An 18,269-nucleotide genomic window follows, 5' to 3' on the forward strand; every position below is an offset into this window, starting at 1 on the left:
CGTCCCGCCCCTCGGCGCCGCCGCCCGCGCGCCCTGGCCGCGGCTGCGACGTCGCGCCCGTCGCGGCCCGGCGGGCACATGATGTGGAAGCGACATGTCTCAGAGACATAGCTATGTCGCTGGGACATGTTGGTCGTGAGCGGTGTGCCGTCCGGGGCGGCGCCTCGGTCGAGGCCCTCAGGCGACGCGCCTGACACCGAGGGCCATGGCGTCCGGGCGCTGCCGGGCGAACCGGCCGGTCCGCCCGGCAGGCGGGCGGACCGGGCCAGGCGGACCGGGCCAGGCGGACCGGGTGCGGCTCAGCCGGTGTTGCGCATGCCGGCGGCGATGCCGTTCACGGTGGTGAGCAGCGCCCGCTCCAGCGCCGTGCTGTCGTTGGGGGCGCGCCGGCCGCCCGGCGCGGTCGCCACCGCCCGGCCGGCGGCGCCGGAGTCCCGGTACTGGCGCAGCAGCGCCACCTGGAGGTGGTGCAGCGGCTCCAGGTAGGTGTCGCGCACCGCCAGGGTGCGCTGGAGCACCGGCGAGTTCTCCAGCAGGGCCGGCGAGTTGGTGACCGCCAGCACCTCCTGCTTGGTCAGCTCGTACTCCTGCTCGATCTTCTCGAAGATCGGGTGGAGCTTCCTCGGGACGAGCGTCTCCACGTACCGGCGGGCGATCGAGAGGTCGGTCTTGGTCAGCATCATCTCGACGTTCGACAGGAACGTGCGGAAGAAGTGCCAGTTCCGGTGCATCTCGGCCAGCACGTCCTCCAGCCCGGCCGCCCGCGCCGCGGCCAGCCCGGACCCGACGCCGAACCAGCCGGGCACGATCTGCCGGGTCTGGGTCCAGCCGAACACCCACGGAATGGCCCGCAGGCCGGCCAGCCCGGCGCCGGTGTTCGGCCGCTTCGCCGGCCGGGAGCCGATGTTCAGCGCGCCGAGCAGCTCGGTCGGGGTCGAGGCCCAGAAGTACGCCGGCAGGTCCGGGTCCTCCACCAGCGACCGGTACGACCGGAACGCCGACTCGGAGACCACGTCCATGGTGGCGTCCCAGCGTTCCAGCATCTCGGCCGGCTGCCGGGGCGCGGTGTGCAGCAGCGTCGCCTGGAGCACCGCGGCGACGGTCAGCTCCAGGTTCTCCCGGGCCAGCGCGGGCAGGGTGTACTTGTCGGAGATGACCTCACCCTGCTCGGTCACCTTGATCGCGCCGTCCAGCGTGCCGTACGGCTGGGCCAGGATGGCGTCGTGGGTGGGGCCGCCGCCCCGGCCGACCGTGCCGCCCCGGCCGTGGAAGAGCCGCAGGTGCACGCCGTGCCGGGCGGCCACGTCGCGCAGCGCGCGTTGGGCCCGGTGGATGGACCACTGGCTGGTGGTGATGCCGGCCTCCTTGTTGGAGTCGGAGTAGCCCAGCATCACCTCCTGCACGTCGCCCCGAGCCGCGACCAGCGCCCGGTACGCGGGCAGCGACAGCAGTTCGTCCAGCAGCTCGCCGCCGGCGTTCAGTTCGGCCGGGGTCTCCAGCAGCGGCACGATGCCGATCCGGGCCCGGCCGCTGTGCACGTCGATCAGGCCGGCCTCCCGGGCCAGCACCACCGCGGCGAGCACGTCGTCGACGCCGAGGGTCATCGAGATGATGTACGACTCGATCACCTCGGTGCCGAACCGGTCCTGCGCCTCGCGGACCGCGGCGAACACGTCGAAGGTCTTCCGCGCCGACTCGGTGAGCGGGGTGTCCTGGGTGGAGAGCGGCCGGCGGCCGGTCAGCTCGTCGGCGAGCAGCTTGGTGCGCTCCAGCCGGGTCAGCGCCGGGTAGTCGGACACCTCGCCGACCGCCGCGTAGAGCTGGGCGAGCACCTCGTGATGCTTCTCGGCGTGCTCGCGGACGTCCATGGTGGCCAGGTGCAGCCCGAACGCGGACACCGTACGGATGGTCGAGGCGAGCCGGCCCACGGCGGTGAGCTGGCCGGAGTTGCGGGCCAGCGAGGCGCGCAGCAGCTCCAGGTCGGCGATCAGCTCGGCCGAGCCCCGGTAGTCCCGCCCCGGCACGTGCGCGGTGCCGTTGCGCAGCCGCTCCCGGGTGTTGGCCAGCTTCGCCTTCACGCAGCGCGCCTTGAGCCGGTACGGCTCCTCGGCGTTGACCCGGCGGAACCGGGGCGCCACCTCGGGCAGCGCGTCCAGGTCGGCGGCGAGGCTGGCGGAGAGGTCCAGCGACACCGCGCGCAGCCGCCGGGAGACGGAGACCTCGTTGATCAGGGCGTCCATCGCCTTCTCGGTGGCGGCGATGCCGTGCTCGTGCTGGATCCGCAGCACCTCGCTGGTGACCGCCGGCGTGACGAACGGGTTGCCGTCCCGGTCGCCGCCGATCCAGGTGCCGAAGCTCAGCGGTCGGGAGGTGGGCGAGGTCTCCACGCCCAGGGTCCGCAGCGTGTCGGCGAGGTCGTCGAGGACCTGCGGGGCGGCCTCGGCGTGCAGGTCGCGCAGGTAGTAGATGGCGTTGCGGGCCTCGTCGGTCGGGTCCGGCCGGTCCAGCCGCAGCTCGTCGGTCTGCCACATCAGATCCAGCAGTTCGGCGAGCCGCCGGTTGGCCGGGCCCTCGTCGCTGGCGCCGTACAGGATGGCGTTGGCGGTCTCGGTGTCCAGCTCGTCGGCGACCGCGCGCAGCTTGGACAGGATCGAGCGGCGGGCCGCCTCGGTGGGGTGGGCGGTGAAGACCGGGCGTACCGCGAGCCGGCGGGCCGCGGCGGCGATCTCCTCGGCCGGCACGCCGCGCTCGGCGATCATCTTGGCCGCCTGGTCCAGCCAGCCGCCGTGCGTGGCCCGACGGCGGCGCAGGTCGCGGGCCCGGTGCACCTGCTCGGTGATGTTGGCCAGGTGGAAGTAGGTGGAGAAGGCCCGGGCCAGCTTGGTCCCGGTGGTGACGTCGAGGCCGGCGAGGCGCTGGGCGGCGGCCGGGGCGTCGGAGCGGACCTGGGCGCGGATCTCCTCGACCAGGTCGAGCAGGGGTCGGCCCTCCTGGCGGGCGAGCGTCTGCCCGAGCAGGGTGCCGAGGCGGCGGATGTCGGCCCGCAGCGCGGCGTCCGGGCCGTCGTGGTCGTGCTGGTCGGTCACGGGTGCGCTCCTTACGCGAGTACGAAGGACAGCGCTGTCCGACTCCCTGGATGGTATCCGCGCCGGGGCCACCGGCAGGAGGGGGACCGCGTGATGATCTGCACTCTGGGACGGGCGGGCCGGCTCAGCCATCGGTGCGCGGCGCGCCGGCCGGGGCGGGGCGGGCCCGGCCGCGGACGGCCCGGCGGTGGGCGCGGAAGGCCGTCGCGGTGAGCAGCCCGACCAGGCCGGCCAGCGCCCACAGCAGCAGCCCGACCAGTGGCCAGGGGCCGCCGCGCCAGTCGAAGTAGACGACGGACTTGATCAGGTCGGTGGCGAGTCCCGGCACGTTCCAGCGGTGCATTCCGCGCAGGAAGGCGGGGAGGAACTCCGGGGCGTAGATCCCGCCCGAGCCGGGGTTGCCGAGGACCACCAGCAGCAGGATCACCAGGCCGGTGCCGAGCAGCCCCAGCCAGCCCTGCACGGCCGCGGCCACCATCCCGGCGGCGAACGCGGCCAGCGCCCCGATCACCGCGACGGCCGGCACGTTGTGCTCGAAGACGTCCAGCACCGGCCCGACCAGCACCGCCCCGATGATGCCGAGCAGGACGGCGTGCACGGCGAGGGTGGCGATCCGCAGGCCGGCTCCGCGCAGGTCACGGGGGCTGGTGCCGAGCGAGACGCCCAGCGCGGTGGAGGCCAGGTAACCGCCGAGCACCAGGCCGACCGCCAGGTAGAACGGCACGAGCCCACGTGGGTCGCCGGCCGACACCGGCACCTCGTCGGTGACCTGGAGCGGCACGCCGGCCTGCTGGGTCGCCCCGGTGAACACCTGGGTGACCAGCTCCGCCGCGGCGGGCGCGCCGGCGCTGGCCGTGGCCAGGGTCAGCCCGCCGCCCGGCGCGGAGCGCAGCACCGCGTACACCTCGCGGCGGTTCAGCCCGGTGACGGCGGCGCCCTGGCTGTCGTACTCGACGGGTTTGATCGTGTCGGTCCGCGCCCGGACGGCGGCCATGACGGCCTGGGCGGGCTGGTCGCCCAGGACCACCGCGACCGGCACGTCGCGCGGGTTCGGCTTGTGCAGGGCGCCGACGTAGGCGGCGATGAAGGCGGCGGCCAGGGCCAGGGTGCCGATGACCAGCGCCGCCGTACGGGGTAGCCAGTCCCGCGTCCGAGGCTCCGGCTCGTCGTCCACGGTGCCAGCCTATTGCCCGCATATGCCCGGCTCGGTCGGTTTCCGGGGCGGAAATCGCTGGTCGGGCCCGATAGCGTCGGGTCATGACGCCGCCGAGCTATCCCGCCAAGCCGAAGCCGGGCGACCGGGTCGCCATCGTCTCGCCCTCCGCCGGGCTGTCGGGGCTCTTCCCGCACGTGCACGAGCTGGGCCTGCGCCGGCTGCGCGAGGAGTTCGGGCTGGAGCCGGTGGAATATCCGACCACCCGGCGGATGGGGGCCGACCCGCGGGACCGGGCCCGGGACCTGACCGCCGCCTTCGCCGACCCGGCGATCACCGCGGTGCTCGCCACCGTCGGCGGGGACGACCTGCTCACGGTCACCCCCCACCTCGACGACGCGGTGCTGCGGGCCAACCCGAAGCCCTACTACGGGTACTCGGACAACACCAACGTCCTCAACCACCTCTACCGGCTGGGGATGGTGGCCTACCACGGCGGCTCGGTGCTGGTGCACCTCGGCCGGTCCGGCAAGCCGAACCTGGTCACCTTCGACTCGCTGCGCGCCGCCCTCTTCACCTCCGGCTGGTACGAGCTGACCCCGGCGACCGAGTGGGGCGACGAACCACGCGACTGGCGGGACCCGGCGACCCTGGCCGAGGAGCCGGTGATGTTCCCCGGCGACGGTTGGCGCTGGCAGGGGCCGGCGCGGGTGGTCCAGGGCCGGACCTGGGGCGGCTGTCTGGAGATCATCCACTGGTTGATGGCGACCGACCGGGTCCCGTCGGCCGACGACCTGGCCGGGTCGGTGCTGGTCTTCGAAACCTCGAACGAGCTGCCCACCGCCCAGGAGGTCTTCCGGATCGTGCGCAACATGGGCGAGCGCGGGCTGCTCGCCGCCTTCCCGGCGATCGTGGTCGGCCGGCCCAAGGCGTGGGACTTCGACAAGCCGCACTCGCTCGCCGAGCGGGTGGCCTGGGGCGAGGCCCAGCGGGAGGCGATCACCCGGGCTCTGGCCGACTACGCCGACGACCCGGTCGTGGTCTTCGACGTCGATCTGGGGCACACCGACCCGCAGCTGATCATCCCGTACGGCGGGGAGATCCGGGTCGACGCGGTCGAACACCGGATCTCGGTGCGCTACTGATCCACCCCCAGGTGCCCGACGTTGCGACCCGGGTCACCCGAACCGGGCAAGATTCTTCAAGAACGGCCCGGCCCGGCCCGGCGAGGATGGGTCCCGTCAGATCGGGTCGGCCGCCGGGGAGGGTGGCGACCGGAAACGGGGTACGCGGACCTGTTCGGGGAGGCCCGACACCCCGTCGCCGGGTCTGCCGGCGGCCGGGTGTCACGGACCGCCAGCCGAGGTGCCGCACTCCCCCCAGTGCGGCACCTCCCCAGATCGCGCTCAGGCGACGCCGGTCCGGTCGCCGAACAGCCGGCGCAGCCGGGCCGGCGGGTGCCCGACCTGCTGCCGGACCACGCGGGTGAGGTGCGCCTGGTCGGCGAAGCCGTGCGCCGCGGCGACCTCGCCGAGCGGGGGCCCGTCCCCGCCGGCCAGCACGTCCAGCACCGAGCGCACCCGCAGCCGGTTCCGGTACGCGGTCAGGCTCTCCCCGGTCACCCGCTGGAACACCCGGCTCAGGTGGTGCGGGGAGCAGCCGACCTGCTCGGCCACCTCGGTCAGCCCCAGCCGGAAGTCGGAGCCGACCAGCACCTCCCGGGCCCGGTGGGCCAACCGCCGGTGGGCGACCAGGGTGGCCGGCCGCCGGCCGACGGCCCGTTCGAGCTCCGCGCCCGGCTCGCCGGCGCCGAGCGGCGTCCGGCTCAGCAGCCGGTCCAGGAAGCGGTGCAGCCGTTCGGTCATCTCGAACTGGTCGATGCCGCGCCGGCAGTGCGCGGCCAGCATCCGGTGCTCGAGGTCCAGTCGCCCGTCGGCGCTGCCCCACCAGCCGCGCCGGTGCAGCCACTGCTCGGTGTCCGGGCGGGCGGCCAGCACCTCCGGGTCGAGCTCCAGGCAGCTGTAGACGTCCCCGTCACCGTGCGGGTGGCTGGTGGCCATCTCGTCGCCGGGGCGGGTGAGCCACATCGCGGTGGCGTCGACCAGGGAGAGCCGGCCGTTGAGCCGCAACTGCGCGGTGCCGGCCCGGCCCAGGAACACCCGGTGCCCGGTCTCCAGCGACGGCCCGTGCCAGCCAGGATCCTCGACGATGCATTTGACCTGGTAGAACAGCATCCCGGGAGGTGCTCCCAGCACCCGCCAGCGGGCGGTGCTGGTCGGTCTCCTGGGATCACTGCCGACCTGTTCCGGCATCGTTCCTCCCCTTGTGCGGCGTACGCGGCGCCACCCGGATTGTCCTCGGCGCGGGATAGTCTCGGAAGGTGCAACCCCCCGTCCAACCGGACGCGGGGTCGTCGCCGTGCGTCGATCTTCCTGGAAGTGATCACTGATGCTCACCGGACTCTTCTCCGCCGCCCTGGCCGATCCCGGGCTGGCCCGGGCGCGTGACCTGGCGCGCTCCGGTGCCGCGCAGGTCGACGGCCTGGACATCACCGCGCCCGCCGCGCTGCGCCCGTTCGCCGTAGCGGCGGTCGCGGCCGACGAGCCGGCCGGCGGCGCCGGCCGGCCCGTGCTGGCCGTGACCGCCACCACCCGCGAGGCCGACGACCTCGCCGCCGCGCTGGGCAGCCTGCTGCCGCCGGAGCAGGTGGCAGTCTTCCCGTCCTGGGAGACGCTGCCGCACGAGCGGCTCTCGCCCCGCTCCGACACGGTCGGGCGGCGGCTCGCCGTGCTGCGCCGGCTGGCCCACCCGGAGGCGGCCGACGCGCACGGGCGCACCGGCCCGCTGCGGGTGGTCGTCGCCCCGGTCCGGTCGCTGCTCCAGCCGCAGCTCAAGGGGCTCGGCGACCTGGAGCCGGTGCAGCTCGCCGCCGGCGACGAGGCGGACCTGGAGGAGGTCGCGCGGCGGCTGATCGACATGGCGTACGCCCGGGTGGACCTGGTCACCAAGCGGGGCGAGTTCGCCGTGCGCGGCGGCATCCTCGACGTCTTCCCGCCCACCGACGAGCATCCGTCCCGGGTCGAGTTCTGGGGCGACGAGGTGGAGGAGATCCGCACCTTCGCCGTCGCCGACCAGCGCACCATCGAGGGCGTGGCGCAGCTCTGGGCACCGCCCTGCCGGGAACTGCTGCTCACCCCCGCGGTGCGGAAGCGGGCCGCGGCGCTCGCCCAGGAGCACCCCGAGCTGGCCGAGATCCTCGACAAGCTGGCCGAGGGCATCCCGGTCGAGGGGATGGAGTCGCTCGCCCCGGCGCTGATCGGCGCGGACTCGCTGGAGCTGCTGGTGGACTGCATGCCGGCCGGCACCCACGTGCTGCTCTGCGACCCGGAGCGGATCCGCACCCGGGCGCACGACCTGGTGCGTACCTCCGAGGAGTTCCTCCAGGCCAGCTGGGCCGCGGCCGCCGTCGGTGGCCAGGCCCCGGTCGACCTCGGCGCCGCCGCCTTCAAGACCCTGGCCGAGGTACGCACCACGGCCCGCGCCCTGCGCCAGCCCTGGTGGACGCTCGCCCCGTTCGGCCTGGTCGAGGCCGACGCCGCGCCCGCCCGGCAGCCCTGGGAGGACGAGCCCACCGAGGTCGACGTCACCCCGGACGACGCGATCGCGGTGACCCTGGCCGCCCAGCCCGCCCCGCTCTACCACGGCGAGACCGCCCGGGTGGTCGACGACCTCAAGCGCTGGGCCGGCGAGGGCTGGTCGATCGCGCTGGTCTTCGAGGGGCACGGCCCCGCCCAGCGGGCCGTCGAGGTGCTCCGCGACGCCGGCCTCGGCGCCCGGCTCACCGAGGAGGTGCCGGCCGCGCCCACCCCCGGCGAGCTGCTGGTCTCCTGCGGCTGCCTGACCGCCGGCTTCGTCGACGAGGCGTCCCGGTTCGTGCTGCTCACCGGCAACGACGTCACCGGCGGCCGGGGCACCTCCACCCGCGACATGCGCAAGCTGCCCAGCCGGCGGCGCAACACCATCGACCCGCTGGAGCTCAAGGCCGGCGACCACGTGGTGCACGAGCAGCACGGCATCGGCCGGTACGTCGAGCTGGTGCAGCGCACCGTCAACGGCGCCAGCCGGGAATACCTGGTCATCGAGTACGCGCCGAGCAAGCGCGGCCAGCCCGGTGACCGGCTCTTCGTCCCCACCGACCAGCTCGACCAGCTCTCCCGGTACGTCGGCGGCGAGCAGCCCACCCTGCACAAGATGGGCGGCTCGGACTGGCAGAAGTCCAAGGCCCGGGCCCGCAAGGCGGTCCGGGAGATCGCCGCGCAGCTCATCCAGCTCTACGCCGCCCGCAAGGCGTCCAAGGGGCACAACTTCGGCCCGGACACCCCGTGGCAGCGGGAGCTGGAGGACGCCTTCCCCTGGCAGGAGACGCCCGACCAGCTGGCCGCCATCGAGGAGGTCAAGCGGGACATGGAGCAGACCGTCCCGATGGACCGGCTGATCTGCGGCGACGTCGGGTACGGCAAGACCGAGATCGCGGTCCGGGCGGCGTTCAAGGCGGTGCAGGACGGCAAGCAGGTGGCCGTGCTGGTGCCCACCACGCTGCTGGTGCAGCAGCACTACAACACGTTCGCCGAGCGGATGAGCCAGTTCCCGGTGACCATCCGGCAGCTGTCCCGGTTCCAGACCCCGAAGGAGTCCGAGCGGACGCTGGAGATGGTCGCCGACGGCACCGTCGACATCGTGATCGGCACCCACCGGCTGCTCCAGGCGGCCACCCGGTTCAAACAGCTCGGCCTGGTCATCATCGACGAGGAGCAGCGCTTCGGCGTCGAGCACAAGGAGCACCTGAAGACCCTGCGCGCCTCGGTCGACGTGCTGGCCATGTCGGCCACCCCGATCCCGCGCACGCTGGAGATGGCGATCACCGGCATCCGGGAGATGTCCACCATCGCCACCCCGCCGGAGGAGCGGCACCCGGTGCTCACCTTCGTCGGGGCGTACGACGACCGGCAGGTGGCCGCCTCGATCCACCGCGAGCTGCTCCGCGACGGCCAGGTGTTCTACCTGCACAACCGGGTCGAGTCGATCGACAAGGCGGCCCGCCGGATCCGCGAGCTGGTGCCCGAGGCCCGGGTCGCGGTGGCGCACGGCCAGATGGGCGAGGAAGCGCTCGAGAAGGTGATGGTCGGCTTCTGGGAGAAGGAGTTCGACGTCCTGGTCTGCACCACGATCGTGGAGTCGGGCATCGACATCCCGAACGCCAACACCCTCATCGTGGAGCGGGCCGACCTGCTCGGCCTGGCCCAGTTGCACCAGATCCGGGGCCGGGTCGGCCGGGGCCGGGAGCGGGCGTACGCGTACTTCCTCTATCCGGCGGACAAGCCGCTCACGGAGAACGCGCACGAGCGGCTGGCCACCATCGCCCAGCACACCGAGCTGGGCGCCGGAATGTACGTGGCGATGAAGGACCTGGAGATCCGGGGCGCCGGCAACCTGCTCGGCGGCGAGCAGTCCGGGCACATCGAGGGCGTCGGTTTCGACCTGTACGTGCGGATGGTCGGCGAGGCGGTCTCCGCGTTCAAGGGTGAGCACCAGGCGGAGGAGACCGAGGTCAAGGTCGACCTGCCGATCGACGCGCACCTGCCGCACGACTACGTCGGCGTGGAGCGGCTGCGCCTGGAGATGTACCGCAAGCTGGCCGAGGCCCGGGACGAGGAGCGGCTGCGCGAGGTGGTCGCCGAGATGACCGACCGGTACGGCGAGCCGCCCGCACCGGTGCAGAACCTGGTCGCGGTGGCCCGGTTCCGGCTGCTCGCCCGCCGGTACGGCCTCGCCGACGTGTCGATGCAGGGCAAGCACATCCGGTTCAGCCCGCTGCCGCTGCCCGACTCGAAGCAGCTCCGGCTCAAGCGCTACCACCCGGACTCGGTCTACAAGCAGGCGCTCGACCAGGTCAGCGTGCCCCGGCCGAGCACCCGCCGGATCGGTGGCGAGCCGCTGCGCGACCAGGCGCTGCTGGAGTGGTGCGCCCAACTCCTCAAGGATGTGCTGGGCGAGCCCGCGGCGGTCGAGCCGGCCGGGGCGGGTGCCCGGTGAGGCCGGCCAGGTGGGTGCCCGGGTGGGCGGCGTCACAGCCGCGTACCGGCCGTGAGAGAGTGACCCGCATGCGTGCTCGCCGTCTCTTCGCCGCCGCCAGCGTCGCGGCCCTCGCTGCCCTCTCCCTCACCGCCTGCGGCCGGTCCGCGCCGGACGTCGCCGCCTACGTCGGGGACACCCGCTACTCCGTCGACCGGGTGGACGAGATCTACGCCGACGCTCAGGCGCAGTACGCCGACGCGGTCCGCGGCCAGCGGGCGGCGACGGGCGCCTCGCCGGCGCCGGAGGAGCTGCGCTCCTCGGTGACCCGGCAGGACGTGCTGAACCTGCTGATCGCCGTCGACCTGGGCAAGCGGGTGGTGGCCGAGAAGAAGATCGAGGTCAAGGACGAGGTCTCCCCGGAGCAGCTCCAGGCCCAGCTGCAGATGCCGGCCGCCGCCGAGTACGCGAAGCTCTGGGGTGAGTGGGTGGACATCTCTGGCGCGCTCCAGCAGGAGCTGCCGCCGGCCGACCTGAGCGACGACGCGATCATGGCCGTCTACCAGGCCATCGCCAAGACCGGCGCGATCCGGGCCGGGCTGTCGGTCGACCAGGTCAAGCAGGCGTTCGGCGAGGGTGGGTTCGTGCGTAGCGCCACCGCGCTGAGCGCGGCGCTGCGCGAGGAGGCCGACAAGGTCGACACCACGGTCAACCCGAAGTACGGCCCGATCGGCGTGCCGTCGGTGGTCAGCACCGGCCAGTCGCTGGTCTTCTACGCGCTGCCGTACATCAACCACGACGGTCCGGTCACCGACATCTCGACCCCCGAGGCACCGGAGACCAGCGCCCCGGTCAACCCCTGAGCGGCATGACGGCGCGGATCGTCCTGCTGGTCACCTCGCCCCGGCTGCCCGCCGGCCTGCTGACCGCGGCCGCCTGGGACGTCGTACGCGGCGGGCCGGTGCTGGCCGGCGCGGAGAGCGAGCTGACCCGGGTGGTCCGCACGGCGGGCGCCGAGGTCGGCGTGGTCGCGGAGGGTGCGACGCAGGCGTTGCTCGACGCCGCGGCGGCGCACGGCACGGCGGTGTGGCTGGCCGGCCCGACCGGGGACGAGGCCCTCGCCCGGGAGCTGGGGCTGCGGCTGGCCCGCGAGCCGGGCCTGGCCGAGCTGGAGTTGATGTACGGCTCCTGGGACCCGCCGGGCGCGCGGCTGCTCGACGCGGTCGAGGTGATGGACCGGCTCGCCTCCCCGGGTGGCGACCCGTGGAAGCGGGCGCAGACCCACCGCAGCCTCGCCGGCTTCCTGCTGGAGGAGTGCTACGAGGCGTACGACGCGATCAGCGCCGACGACACCGACGCGCTCCGCGAGGAGTTGGGCGACGTACTGCTCCAGGTGCTGCTGCATGCCCGGCTCGCCGAGGAGCTGCCGGAGGGGAAGCGCTGGACGGTCGACGACGTGGCGGGCGGCCTGGTCGACAAGATGGTCCGCCGGAACCCGCACGTCTTCTCGGGGGAGCAGGCCGGTTCGCTGGAGGAGATCGAGGCGAACTGGGAGCGGATCAAGCGGGCCGAGAAGACCCGGGAGTCGGTGCTCGACGGCATCGCGCTGAGCCAGCCGGCCCTGTCCCTGGCCGCGAAGATCCTGGACCGGGCCGGCCGGATCGGCCTCGCCGTGCCACCCCCGCTGGCCGATTCCCAGGTGGACCCCGAGGCGAGGCTCGGCGCCGCCCTCCTGTCAACGGTCGCCGCCGCGAGGCAGGCGGGACTCGACCCCGAGGCTGCCCTCCGCCGCGCCACCCTCGCCTACGCCGAAGCGGTCCGCACCGCCGAACGCGCCACACCCCCGGACGCCCCGCGTTGATCATGAGGTTAGCGGCGTGAAACGCCCGTTTCGCCGCGGCTAACTTCATGATCAATAATCGGGCGGCCGGCGGGGGTGGTGATCGGTAGGGTCTTGCGCATGGAAGCGTTTGGGCCGCTCGCGGAGCGGATTGTGGAGGCGTTGCTGGAGAGCCGGCCGGGGCTGGCCACGTCCGCCGGGGACCACCGGTACGACGACCGGCTGCCCGACCTCTCCGCCGACGGCCTCGCCGCCGACCAGTCGATGCTGAAGGACGCGGCCGACGCGCTCGCCGAGATCGACCCGGACTCGCTCGACCTCGACGAACGGGTCGACCACGCGCTGTTGACCAGCCTGGTCGACCGAGGGCTGTTCGAGGCCACCGAGATCCGCACGCACGAGTGGGACCCGCTGCGGCACAACCCCGGCCCGCTGCTGCACGCCCTGCTGGCCCGCCCGTTCGCCCCCGCCGAGGTGCGCCTCGAGAGCCTGGCCGGCCGGCTCGCCGCCGTACCGGACGCCCTGGCCACCGCCCGCGCCACCCTGCGGGACATGCCCCGGATCCACGCCGAGACGGCGGTCGGGCAGTTCACCGGCACCGCCGCGCTGATCCGGGACGAGGTGCCGGGGCTGCTCGCCGAAGCGCCGGCGATGCACGACCGGGTGGAGCCGGCGGCCACCGCGGCGATCGCGGCGCTGGAGGAGTTCGTGGCGTGGCTGCGGATGGGGCTCGCCGCCGACGCCGGCCCCGGGCGCGACCCCCGACTGGGCCGGCGGCGCTGGGAGGCGCGGCTCTGGCACACCCTCGACACCGAGCTGAGCGCCGCCGAGGTCCAGCGCCGGGCCTGGGACAACCTGGACCGGGTCACCGCCGAGATCCGCGAGGCGGCCGTCGAGCTGGTCGGCGGCCCGGCCGACGACGAGACGGTACGCCGGGCGCTGGACCTGCTCGCCGCCGAGCACCCGGACGACGCCACCATCGTGGACCTCGCCTCGGTCACGCTCGACGAGGCGAGCGACTTCGTCCGGCTGCACGACCTGGTCAGCCTGGTCGACGACCCGTGCGTGATTCAGGAGATGCCGGAGTTCGCCCGGGGCGTGGCGGTGGCGTACTGCGACTCGCCGGGCCCGCTGGAGACCGCCGCCGTACCGACCTTCTACTGCATCGCGCCCACCCCGGCGGACTGGCCGGCGCACCGGGTCGAGTCGTTCTACCGCGAGTACAACGACCACATGATCCGGAACCTGACCGTGCACGAGGCGATGCCCGGGCACTTCCTCCAGCTCGCCCACGCCCGCCGGTACGCCGGCCCGACCCGGGTCCGGCCGCTCACCGAGTCGGGCGTGTTCATCGAGGGCTGGGCCGTCTACACCGAGGAGCTGATGGTCCGGCACGGCTTCGGCGGGCTGCCGGTCCGGCTCCAGCAGCTCAAGATGCAGCTCCGGATGACCATCAACGCCCTGCTCGACCAGCTCGTGCACTGCGACGACCTGCCCGAGGCCGAGGCGATGGCGCTGATGACCGGGCGGGGCTTCCAGGAGGAGGGCGAGGCGGCCGGCAAGTGGCGGCGGGCGCTGCTCACCTCCACCCAGCTCTCCACCTACTTCGTCGGCTACAGCGAGGTGGCCGACATCGCCCGCGCCCGCCCCGACGGGGTGTCGGTACGCGACTGGCACGACGCGATGCTGGCGCACGACTGCCCGCCGCCCCGCCACCTGCGGACGCTGCTGGGGCTCTGACGGCTAGCGGCTGCTGAATCGCGCGGCCCGGCGGTGGGTGCGCCGACGGTGCACCGCCGCCGGTTCGCGGCGCCGGGGGCGCAGCAGGTCGGAGGAGGCGAACAGGGTCCGCTTCGTCACCTCCACCAACGCCAGGTACGCCGCGACGAGCCCCACCAGCACCGGCAGGAAGACGGCCGGCAGTGGGCGGAAGCCGAGCGGCCCGGCCACCGGCAGGTACGGGATCAGCCAGGCCACCGCGACCGCGCCCAGCGCGGCGAGCAGCAGGGCCCGGCTGGGTCGGCTGCGCCAGAACGGGCTGGTGTGCGTACGGATGGCGAACACCACGAGCGTCTGGGTCGCCAGCGACTCCACGAACCAGCCGCTGCGGAACTCGACCGGCCCGGCGTGCAGCACGCTGAGCAGCAGCGCGAAGGTGAGGAAGTCGAAGAGCGAGGAGAGCGGCCCGAAGGTCAGCATGAACCGGCGGATCTCCCGCAGGTCCCAGTGCGCCGGCCGGGCGAGCTGATCGGCGTCCACCCGGTCGGTGGGGATGGCGACCTGGCTCAGGTCGTAGATCAGGTTGTTCAGCAGGATCTGTGACGGCAACATCGGCAGGAACGACAGGAACGCCGACGCCCCGGCGGCGCTGAACATGTTGCCGAAGTTGCTGGACGTGCCCATCAGCACGTACTTGATGGTGTTGGCGAAGATCCGCCGGCCCTCGGTGACCCCGTCGGCGAGCACGTCGAGGTCCTTCTCCAGCAGCAGCACGTCGGCCGCGTCCTTGGCCACGTCGGTGCCGCCGGCCACCGAGATGCCGATGTCGGCGGCGTGCAGGGCCAGCGCGTCGTTCACCCCGTCGCCGAGGAACGCCACGTCCCGGCCGGCGGCCCGCTGGGCGTGGACGAGCCGGGCCTTGTCCTCCGGGGAGACCCGCGCGAAGACGGTGGTGGACTCGATCGCCGCCGGCAGCGCCGCGTCGTCGATCCCGGCCAGCTCGGCGCCGGTCAGCACCCCGGCCACCGGCAGGCCGAGCTGCGCGCAGACCCGGACCGCGACGGCCGGGTGGTCACCGGTGATCACCTTGACGCTGATCCCCAGCGTGGCCAGCCGGTCCAGCGCCGCCCGGGCGTCCGGCTTCGGCGGGTCCAGGAAGACCAGCAGGCCGCCGAAGGTGAGGTCCCGCTCGTCGTCCGGGCCGATGCCGGTCAGTCCGGGTGCGGGCCGGGCGGCCACCGCGACCACCCGGCCACCGCCGGCCAGCCGCTCGTCGAGGGCACGCCGCGCCGCCTCCGGTACGTCCCGGCACAGCGCCATCACCTCCTCGGCGGCGCCCTTGGTCACCAGCATCCGCCCGTCCGGCCCGTCAACCAGCACGCTCACCCGGCGGCGCTGGTGGTCGAAGGGGAGCAGCCCCACCCGCCGGTACGCGGCCACCGGCTGGGCCGCCGCGCCCGACGCCGCCCAGAGCGCCTGGTCCATCGGGTTGCCGTCGCCGCCGGTGGTGGCCTCGTTGGCGAGCAGCCCGGCCAGCAGCACGTGCGCGTCGGGCCGCCCGTCCGGGCCGAGGGTCTCGGTGAGGCTGAGCCGCCCGTCGGTGAGGGTGCCGGTCTTGTCGGTGAAGAGCACCTCGACGTTGCCCAGGTCCTCCACGCAGACCAGCCGCTTCACCAGCACCCGGCGCCGGGCAAGGGTACGGGTGCCCGCCGCCAGGCTGGCGGTGACGATCGCGGGGAGCAGTTGCGGGGTGATACCCACGGCGATGGCCAGGCTGAACAGCACGGCGTCGATCACCGGCCGGTGCAGCACCAGGTTGATCACGAAAATCACGGCGGTCAGCACGCCCGCCACCCGGGCCAGCATCAGCGAGAACCGGCGCAGCCCGCGCTGGAACTCCGTCTCGCCCTGCCGGCCGCCGAGGCCGGCCGCGATCCGGCCGAACGCGGTGTGCCCGGCCGTCGCGACCACCACGCCCAGCCCGGAGCCGGCCCGGACCACGGTGCCCATCAGCGCGCAGGAGGCCAGGTCGTCCAGGGCGGTGCCGGCCGGCACCGGGGCCGGATCCTTGGCCACCGCCACCGACTCGCCGGTGAGCACCGACTCGTCGCACTCCAGCCGGTGCGTCTCGGTGATCCGCAGGTCCGCCGGGACCACCGTGCCCAGCTCGATCCGCACGACGTCGCCGGGGACCAGGTCGACCACGTCGACCACCTCAATGCGGCCGGCCCGGGTCACCGGCACGGTGTGCCGGATCCGCTCGTGCAGCGCCGCCCCGGCCCGTTCCGCCCGGTACTCGTTGACGAAGCCGAACCCCACGCTGATCGTCAGGATCACGGCGATGACCAGCGCGTCGGTGCGTTCCCCGACGAAGTAGGAGACGGTGGCGGCGACCAGCAGCAGCCCCAGCAGGGCCGAGCGGAACTGCCGGACCAGCACCGCGACGGCGGAGACCCGGTGGGTGCGGACCGCGTTCGCGCCCAGCCTCGACCGGCGCCGCAGCACCTCCTCCGGGGCCAGCCCGGCCGGGCCGGTCCTGAGGGCCGCGTGCACCCGGTCGACCGGAAGGGTCGCCGCCTCGGTCACCGGCAGCCAGCCCTCGTCCCGCCGCGCCTCGGCCGTACCCACCGCCACCGTTCCCGTCGTCCGACCCACCGCACGGGCCCCCTCACCCATTGCACACCCGGGCTCGACCGCCCGGGCCAGCATCCGCCGCACGGGCGGGTCGGGGTCAGGGCCGTCCGGCCCGTCGTCGAAGGCAGGAGGGTGCCGGCTCGGGCGCGGCAGGTCCGCGCGGGTTCAGCGGGGCGTGCCGGCGGCGACCAGGTCGATCAGCCAGCGCGAGATGGAGTACGCCGGCGGCAGCTCCGCCGGCAGCGCGTCCACCGGGAACCAGCGCGCCTCCGTCAGCTCCCTCGGGTCGACCACCGGCTCGGCGTCGGGCTCGGTGACGGTGGCGGTGAAGCCGGCCAGCAGGGTCCCCGGACCGGACATCGCCCACGGCTGGCTGTCCACGTAGCGGGGTCGCCCGATGGTGAGCCCGACCTCCTCGCCCACCTCCCGGTGGGCAGCCGCCTCCAGCGACTCGCCGGCCTCGACGAACCCGGCGACGAGCGCCCACAGCCCGGTCGGCCCGTACGCGTGCCGGACCAGCAGCAGCTCGTCGGGGCGGCCCGCCCGGCCGGGGCGGGTGATCGCCACCAGCACCGCGACGGAGAGCGGCACGAAAACGGTGAGCCCGCAGTCGGGACAGCGCCGGGCGGTCTCGCCCGGCACGTCGGCGAGTTCCGTCCGGCACGCCCCGCACCATCGGTGCGTACGCCGCCAGGTGAGCACGGCGAGCGCCCGTCCGGCCAGGTCGGCCTGCGGCGCCGGTAGTTCGGTGGCGAGGCTCCGCCAGCCGCGCCAGTGACCGGCCAGCGTCCCGGGGTCGGCCACCTCGGCGGCCCAGGCGGGGGTCCCGTCCAGCGTGCCGACCGGCACCCAGTCGAGGTCGGCCGGCAGGTCCGCGATCCGTGGCAGGCCGCCCTCCGGGCCGGTCAGCAGCTTGCGGCCGGCCACCGGCAGGGCCAGGTCGCCCGGCGCGGGCGGTCGGCTCCGGTCGGCGCCCGGCACGAAGCCGCTCCGGCCGTCGGCGGCGCCCCGCCCCGGCCCGGTACCGCCGGATGTGTCGCCGGTGAGGCCGGTCGTCACGAGGTGGCCGTGCGGCGGTCGACCACGCCGGCCCCGGGCGGCACGTCGAACGCGGTCGCCTGGACCGTGTCGGTGTAGCCGGTCAGGGTGAGCTCGGCGGGCTTGCCGTCGAGGGTGCCGGTGAAGCTGCCCAGCACCCCCTCGTTCGTGACGCAGGCGGTGAAGCGTCCCCCCGCCCGGGTGACGTCGACGCAGGTGGCGTGGTGCCCGGCCAGGGTGGTGTCGCTCTGCTCGATCTCCGCCTCGGGGTCGAACGCGGCGTCGGTGAGCAGCCGGATCACCGCGGGCGGGGTGACCAGTCCGTGCTTGCGGGCCTCGGTGTAGACGATCACGGAGGGCTTGCCGGCGGTCAGCACCGGCGGCGACACCGTGCAGGAGGTGCGCCCGCTGGTCGTCCCGCACCGGGTCACCGCCTGCTGGGTCACCGTGATCTTGCCGTCCGGCCAGGTGTACGACGACTGCAGCGGCTCCGTGGTCTGCGCGATCGAGGCGCTCCGCCCGCCGGCGAGCTGGTAGTCAGCGGCCCAGGTCTGCTCCAGCGACCGGTCCATCCGGGAGGCCAGGTCGTTGACCAGATCGGCCCGCCCCAGCGCCACCCCGGCGTCGTCCATGGCCTGACAGCCGGTGACCGAGAGCGACGTGATGACCGAGGCGGCGAGCACGCGGAGAGTCGTCGAGGCGGCGGGCATGGAGCCCAGCCTTGTCG

General features: G+C 74.1%; 11 protein-coding genes. 5 read left to right on the forward strand and 6 right to left on the reverse strand.

Annotation, left to right across the window (positions count from 1 at the left end; all coding sequences use genetic code 11):
- Window positions 1-299: 299 nt before the first annotated feature.
- Together ppc and EFE23_RS02675 are read right to left on the reverse strand one after the other, a co-directional pair.
- Window positions 300-3,086: a phosphoenolpyruvate carboxylase gene (gene ppc / locus EFE23_RS02670; protein ID WP_123239266.1), complete on the reverse strand. Its 2,787-nt coding sequence runs from the start codon at window positions 3,084-3,086 to the stop codon at window positions 300-302.
- A gap of 124 nt (window positions 3,087-3,210) precedes the next feature.
- A complete protein-coding gene (locus tag EFE23_RS02675) occupies window positions 3,211-4,260 on the reverse strand; it encodes a hypothetical protein (RefSeq protein ID WP_123239267.1) in 1,050 nt (349 codons plus the stop codon).
- 83 nt (window positions 4,261-4,343) lie between these two features.
- Here EFE23_RS02675 and EFE23_RS02680 point away from each other — a divergent pair, with 83 nt between their 5' ends.
- Window positions 4,344-5,384: a S66 family peptidase gene (locus EFE23_RS02680; RefSeq protein ID WP_123239268.1), complete on the forward strand. Its 1,041-nt coding sequence runs from the start codon at window positions 4,344-4,346 to the stop codon at window positions 5,382-5,384.
- Between the two features lie 261 nt (window positions 5,385-5,645).
- Here the strand turns inward: EFE23_RS02680 and EFE23_RS02685 are convergent, their stop codons facing one another.
- Window positions 5,646-6,551 carry a helix-turn-helix domain-containing protein gene (locus tag EFE23_RS02685; RefSeq protein ID WP_148058399.1) on the reverse strand — a complete coding sequence of 302 codons (906 nt, stop codon included), beginning with the start codon at window positions 6,549-6,551 and terminating at the stop codon, window positions 5,646-5,648.
- Window positions 6,552-6,687: 136 nt separating this feature from the next.
- Here EFE23_RS02685 and mfd point away from each other — a divergent pair, with 136 nt between their 5' ends.
- The 4 genes from mfd to EFE23_RS02705 all read left to right on the forward strand — a co-directional run bounded on the left by mfd (window position 6,688) and on the right by EFE23_RS02705 (window position 13,891).
- A complete protein-coding gene (gene mfd, locus EFE23_RS02690; protein ID WP_123239270.1) occupies window positions 6,688-10,332 on the forward strand; it encodes a transcription-repair coupling factor in 3,645 nt (1,214 codons plus the stop codon).
- A gap of 68 nt (window positions 10,333-10,400) precedes the next feature.
- Window positions 10,401-11,174 (forward strand): hypothetical protein, encoded by a 774-nt coding sequence (locus EFE23_RS02695; RefSeq protein ID WP_123239271.1) that lies wholly within the window; start codon window positions 10,401-10,403, stop codon window positions 11,172-11,174.
- A 5-nt stretch (window positions 11,175-11,179) separates the two neighbouring features.
- A complete protein-coding gene (locus tag EFE23_RS02700; protein WP_123239272.1) occupies window positions 11,180-12,172 on the forward strand; it encodes a nucleoside triphosphate pyrophosphohydrolase in 993 nt (330 codons plus the stop codon).
- Window positions 12,173-12,271: 99 nt separating this feature from the next.
- Entirely contained in the window at window positions 12,272-13,891 is a 1,620-nt protein-coding gene (locus EFE23_RS02705; protein WP_123239273.1) for a DUF885 domain-containing protein, read from the forward strand.
- A gap of 3 nt (window positions 13,892-13,894) precedes the next feature.
- Here the strand turns inward: EFE23_RS02705 and mgtA are convergent, their stop codons facing one another.
- The 3 genes from mgtA to EFE23_RS02720 form a co-directional block, all read right to left on the reverse strand.
- Window positions 13,895-16,504, reverse strand: coding sequence for a magnesium-translocating P-type ATPase (gene mgtA, locus EFE23_RS02710; RefSeq protein WP_199736895.1), 2,610 nt, complete (start codon window positions 16,502-16,504; stop codon window positions 13,895-13,897).
- 165 nt (window positions 16,505-16,669) lie between these two features.
- Window positions 16,670-17,563, reverse strand: coding sequence for an NAD(+) diphosphatase (nudC, locus tag EFE23_RS02715; RefSeq protein ID WP_123239275.1), 894 nt, complete (start codon window positions 17,561-17,563; stop codon window positions 16,670-16,672).
- Window positions 17,560-18,252: a hypothetical protein gene (locus tag EFE23_RS02720; RefSeq protein WP_123239276.1), complete on the reverse strand. Its 693-nt coding sequence runs from the start codon at window positions 18,250-18,252 to the stop codon at window positions 17,560-17,562. Before EFE23_RS02720 ends, nudC begins: the two co-directional genes overlap by 4 nt.
- Between the last annotated feature and the right edge of the window lie 17 nt (window positions 18,253-18,269).

The sequence above is a fragment of the Micromonospora solifontis genome (genome assembly GCF_003725545.1).
In the GTDB taxonomy this organism is placed as follows: Bacteria; Actinomycetota; Actinomycetes; order Mycobacteriales; family Micromonosporaceae; genus Micromonospora; species Micromonospora solifontis.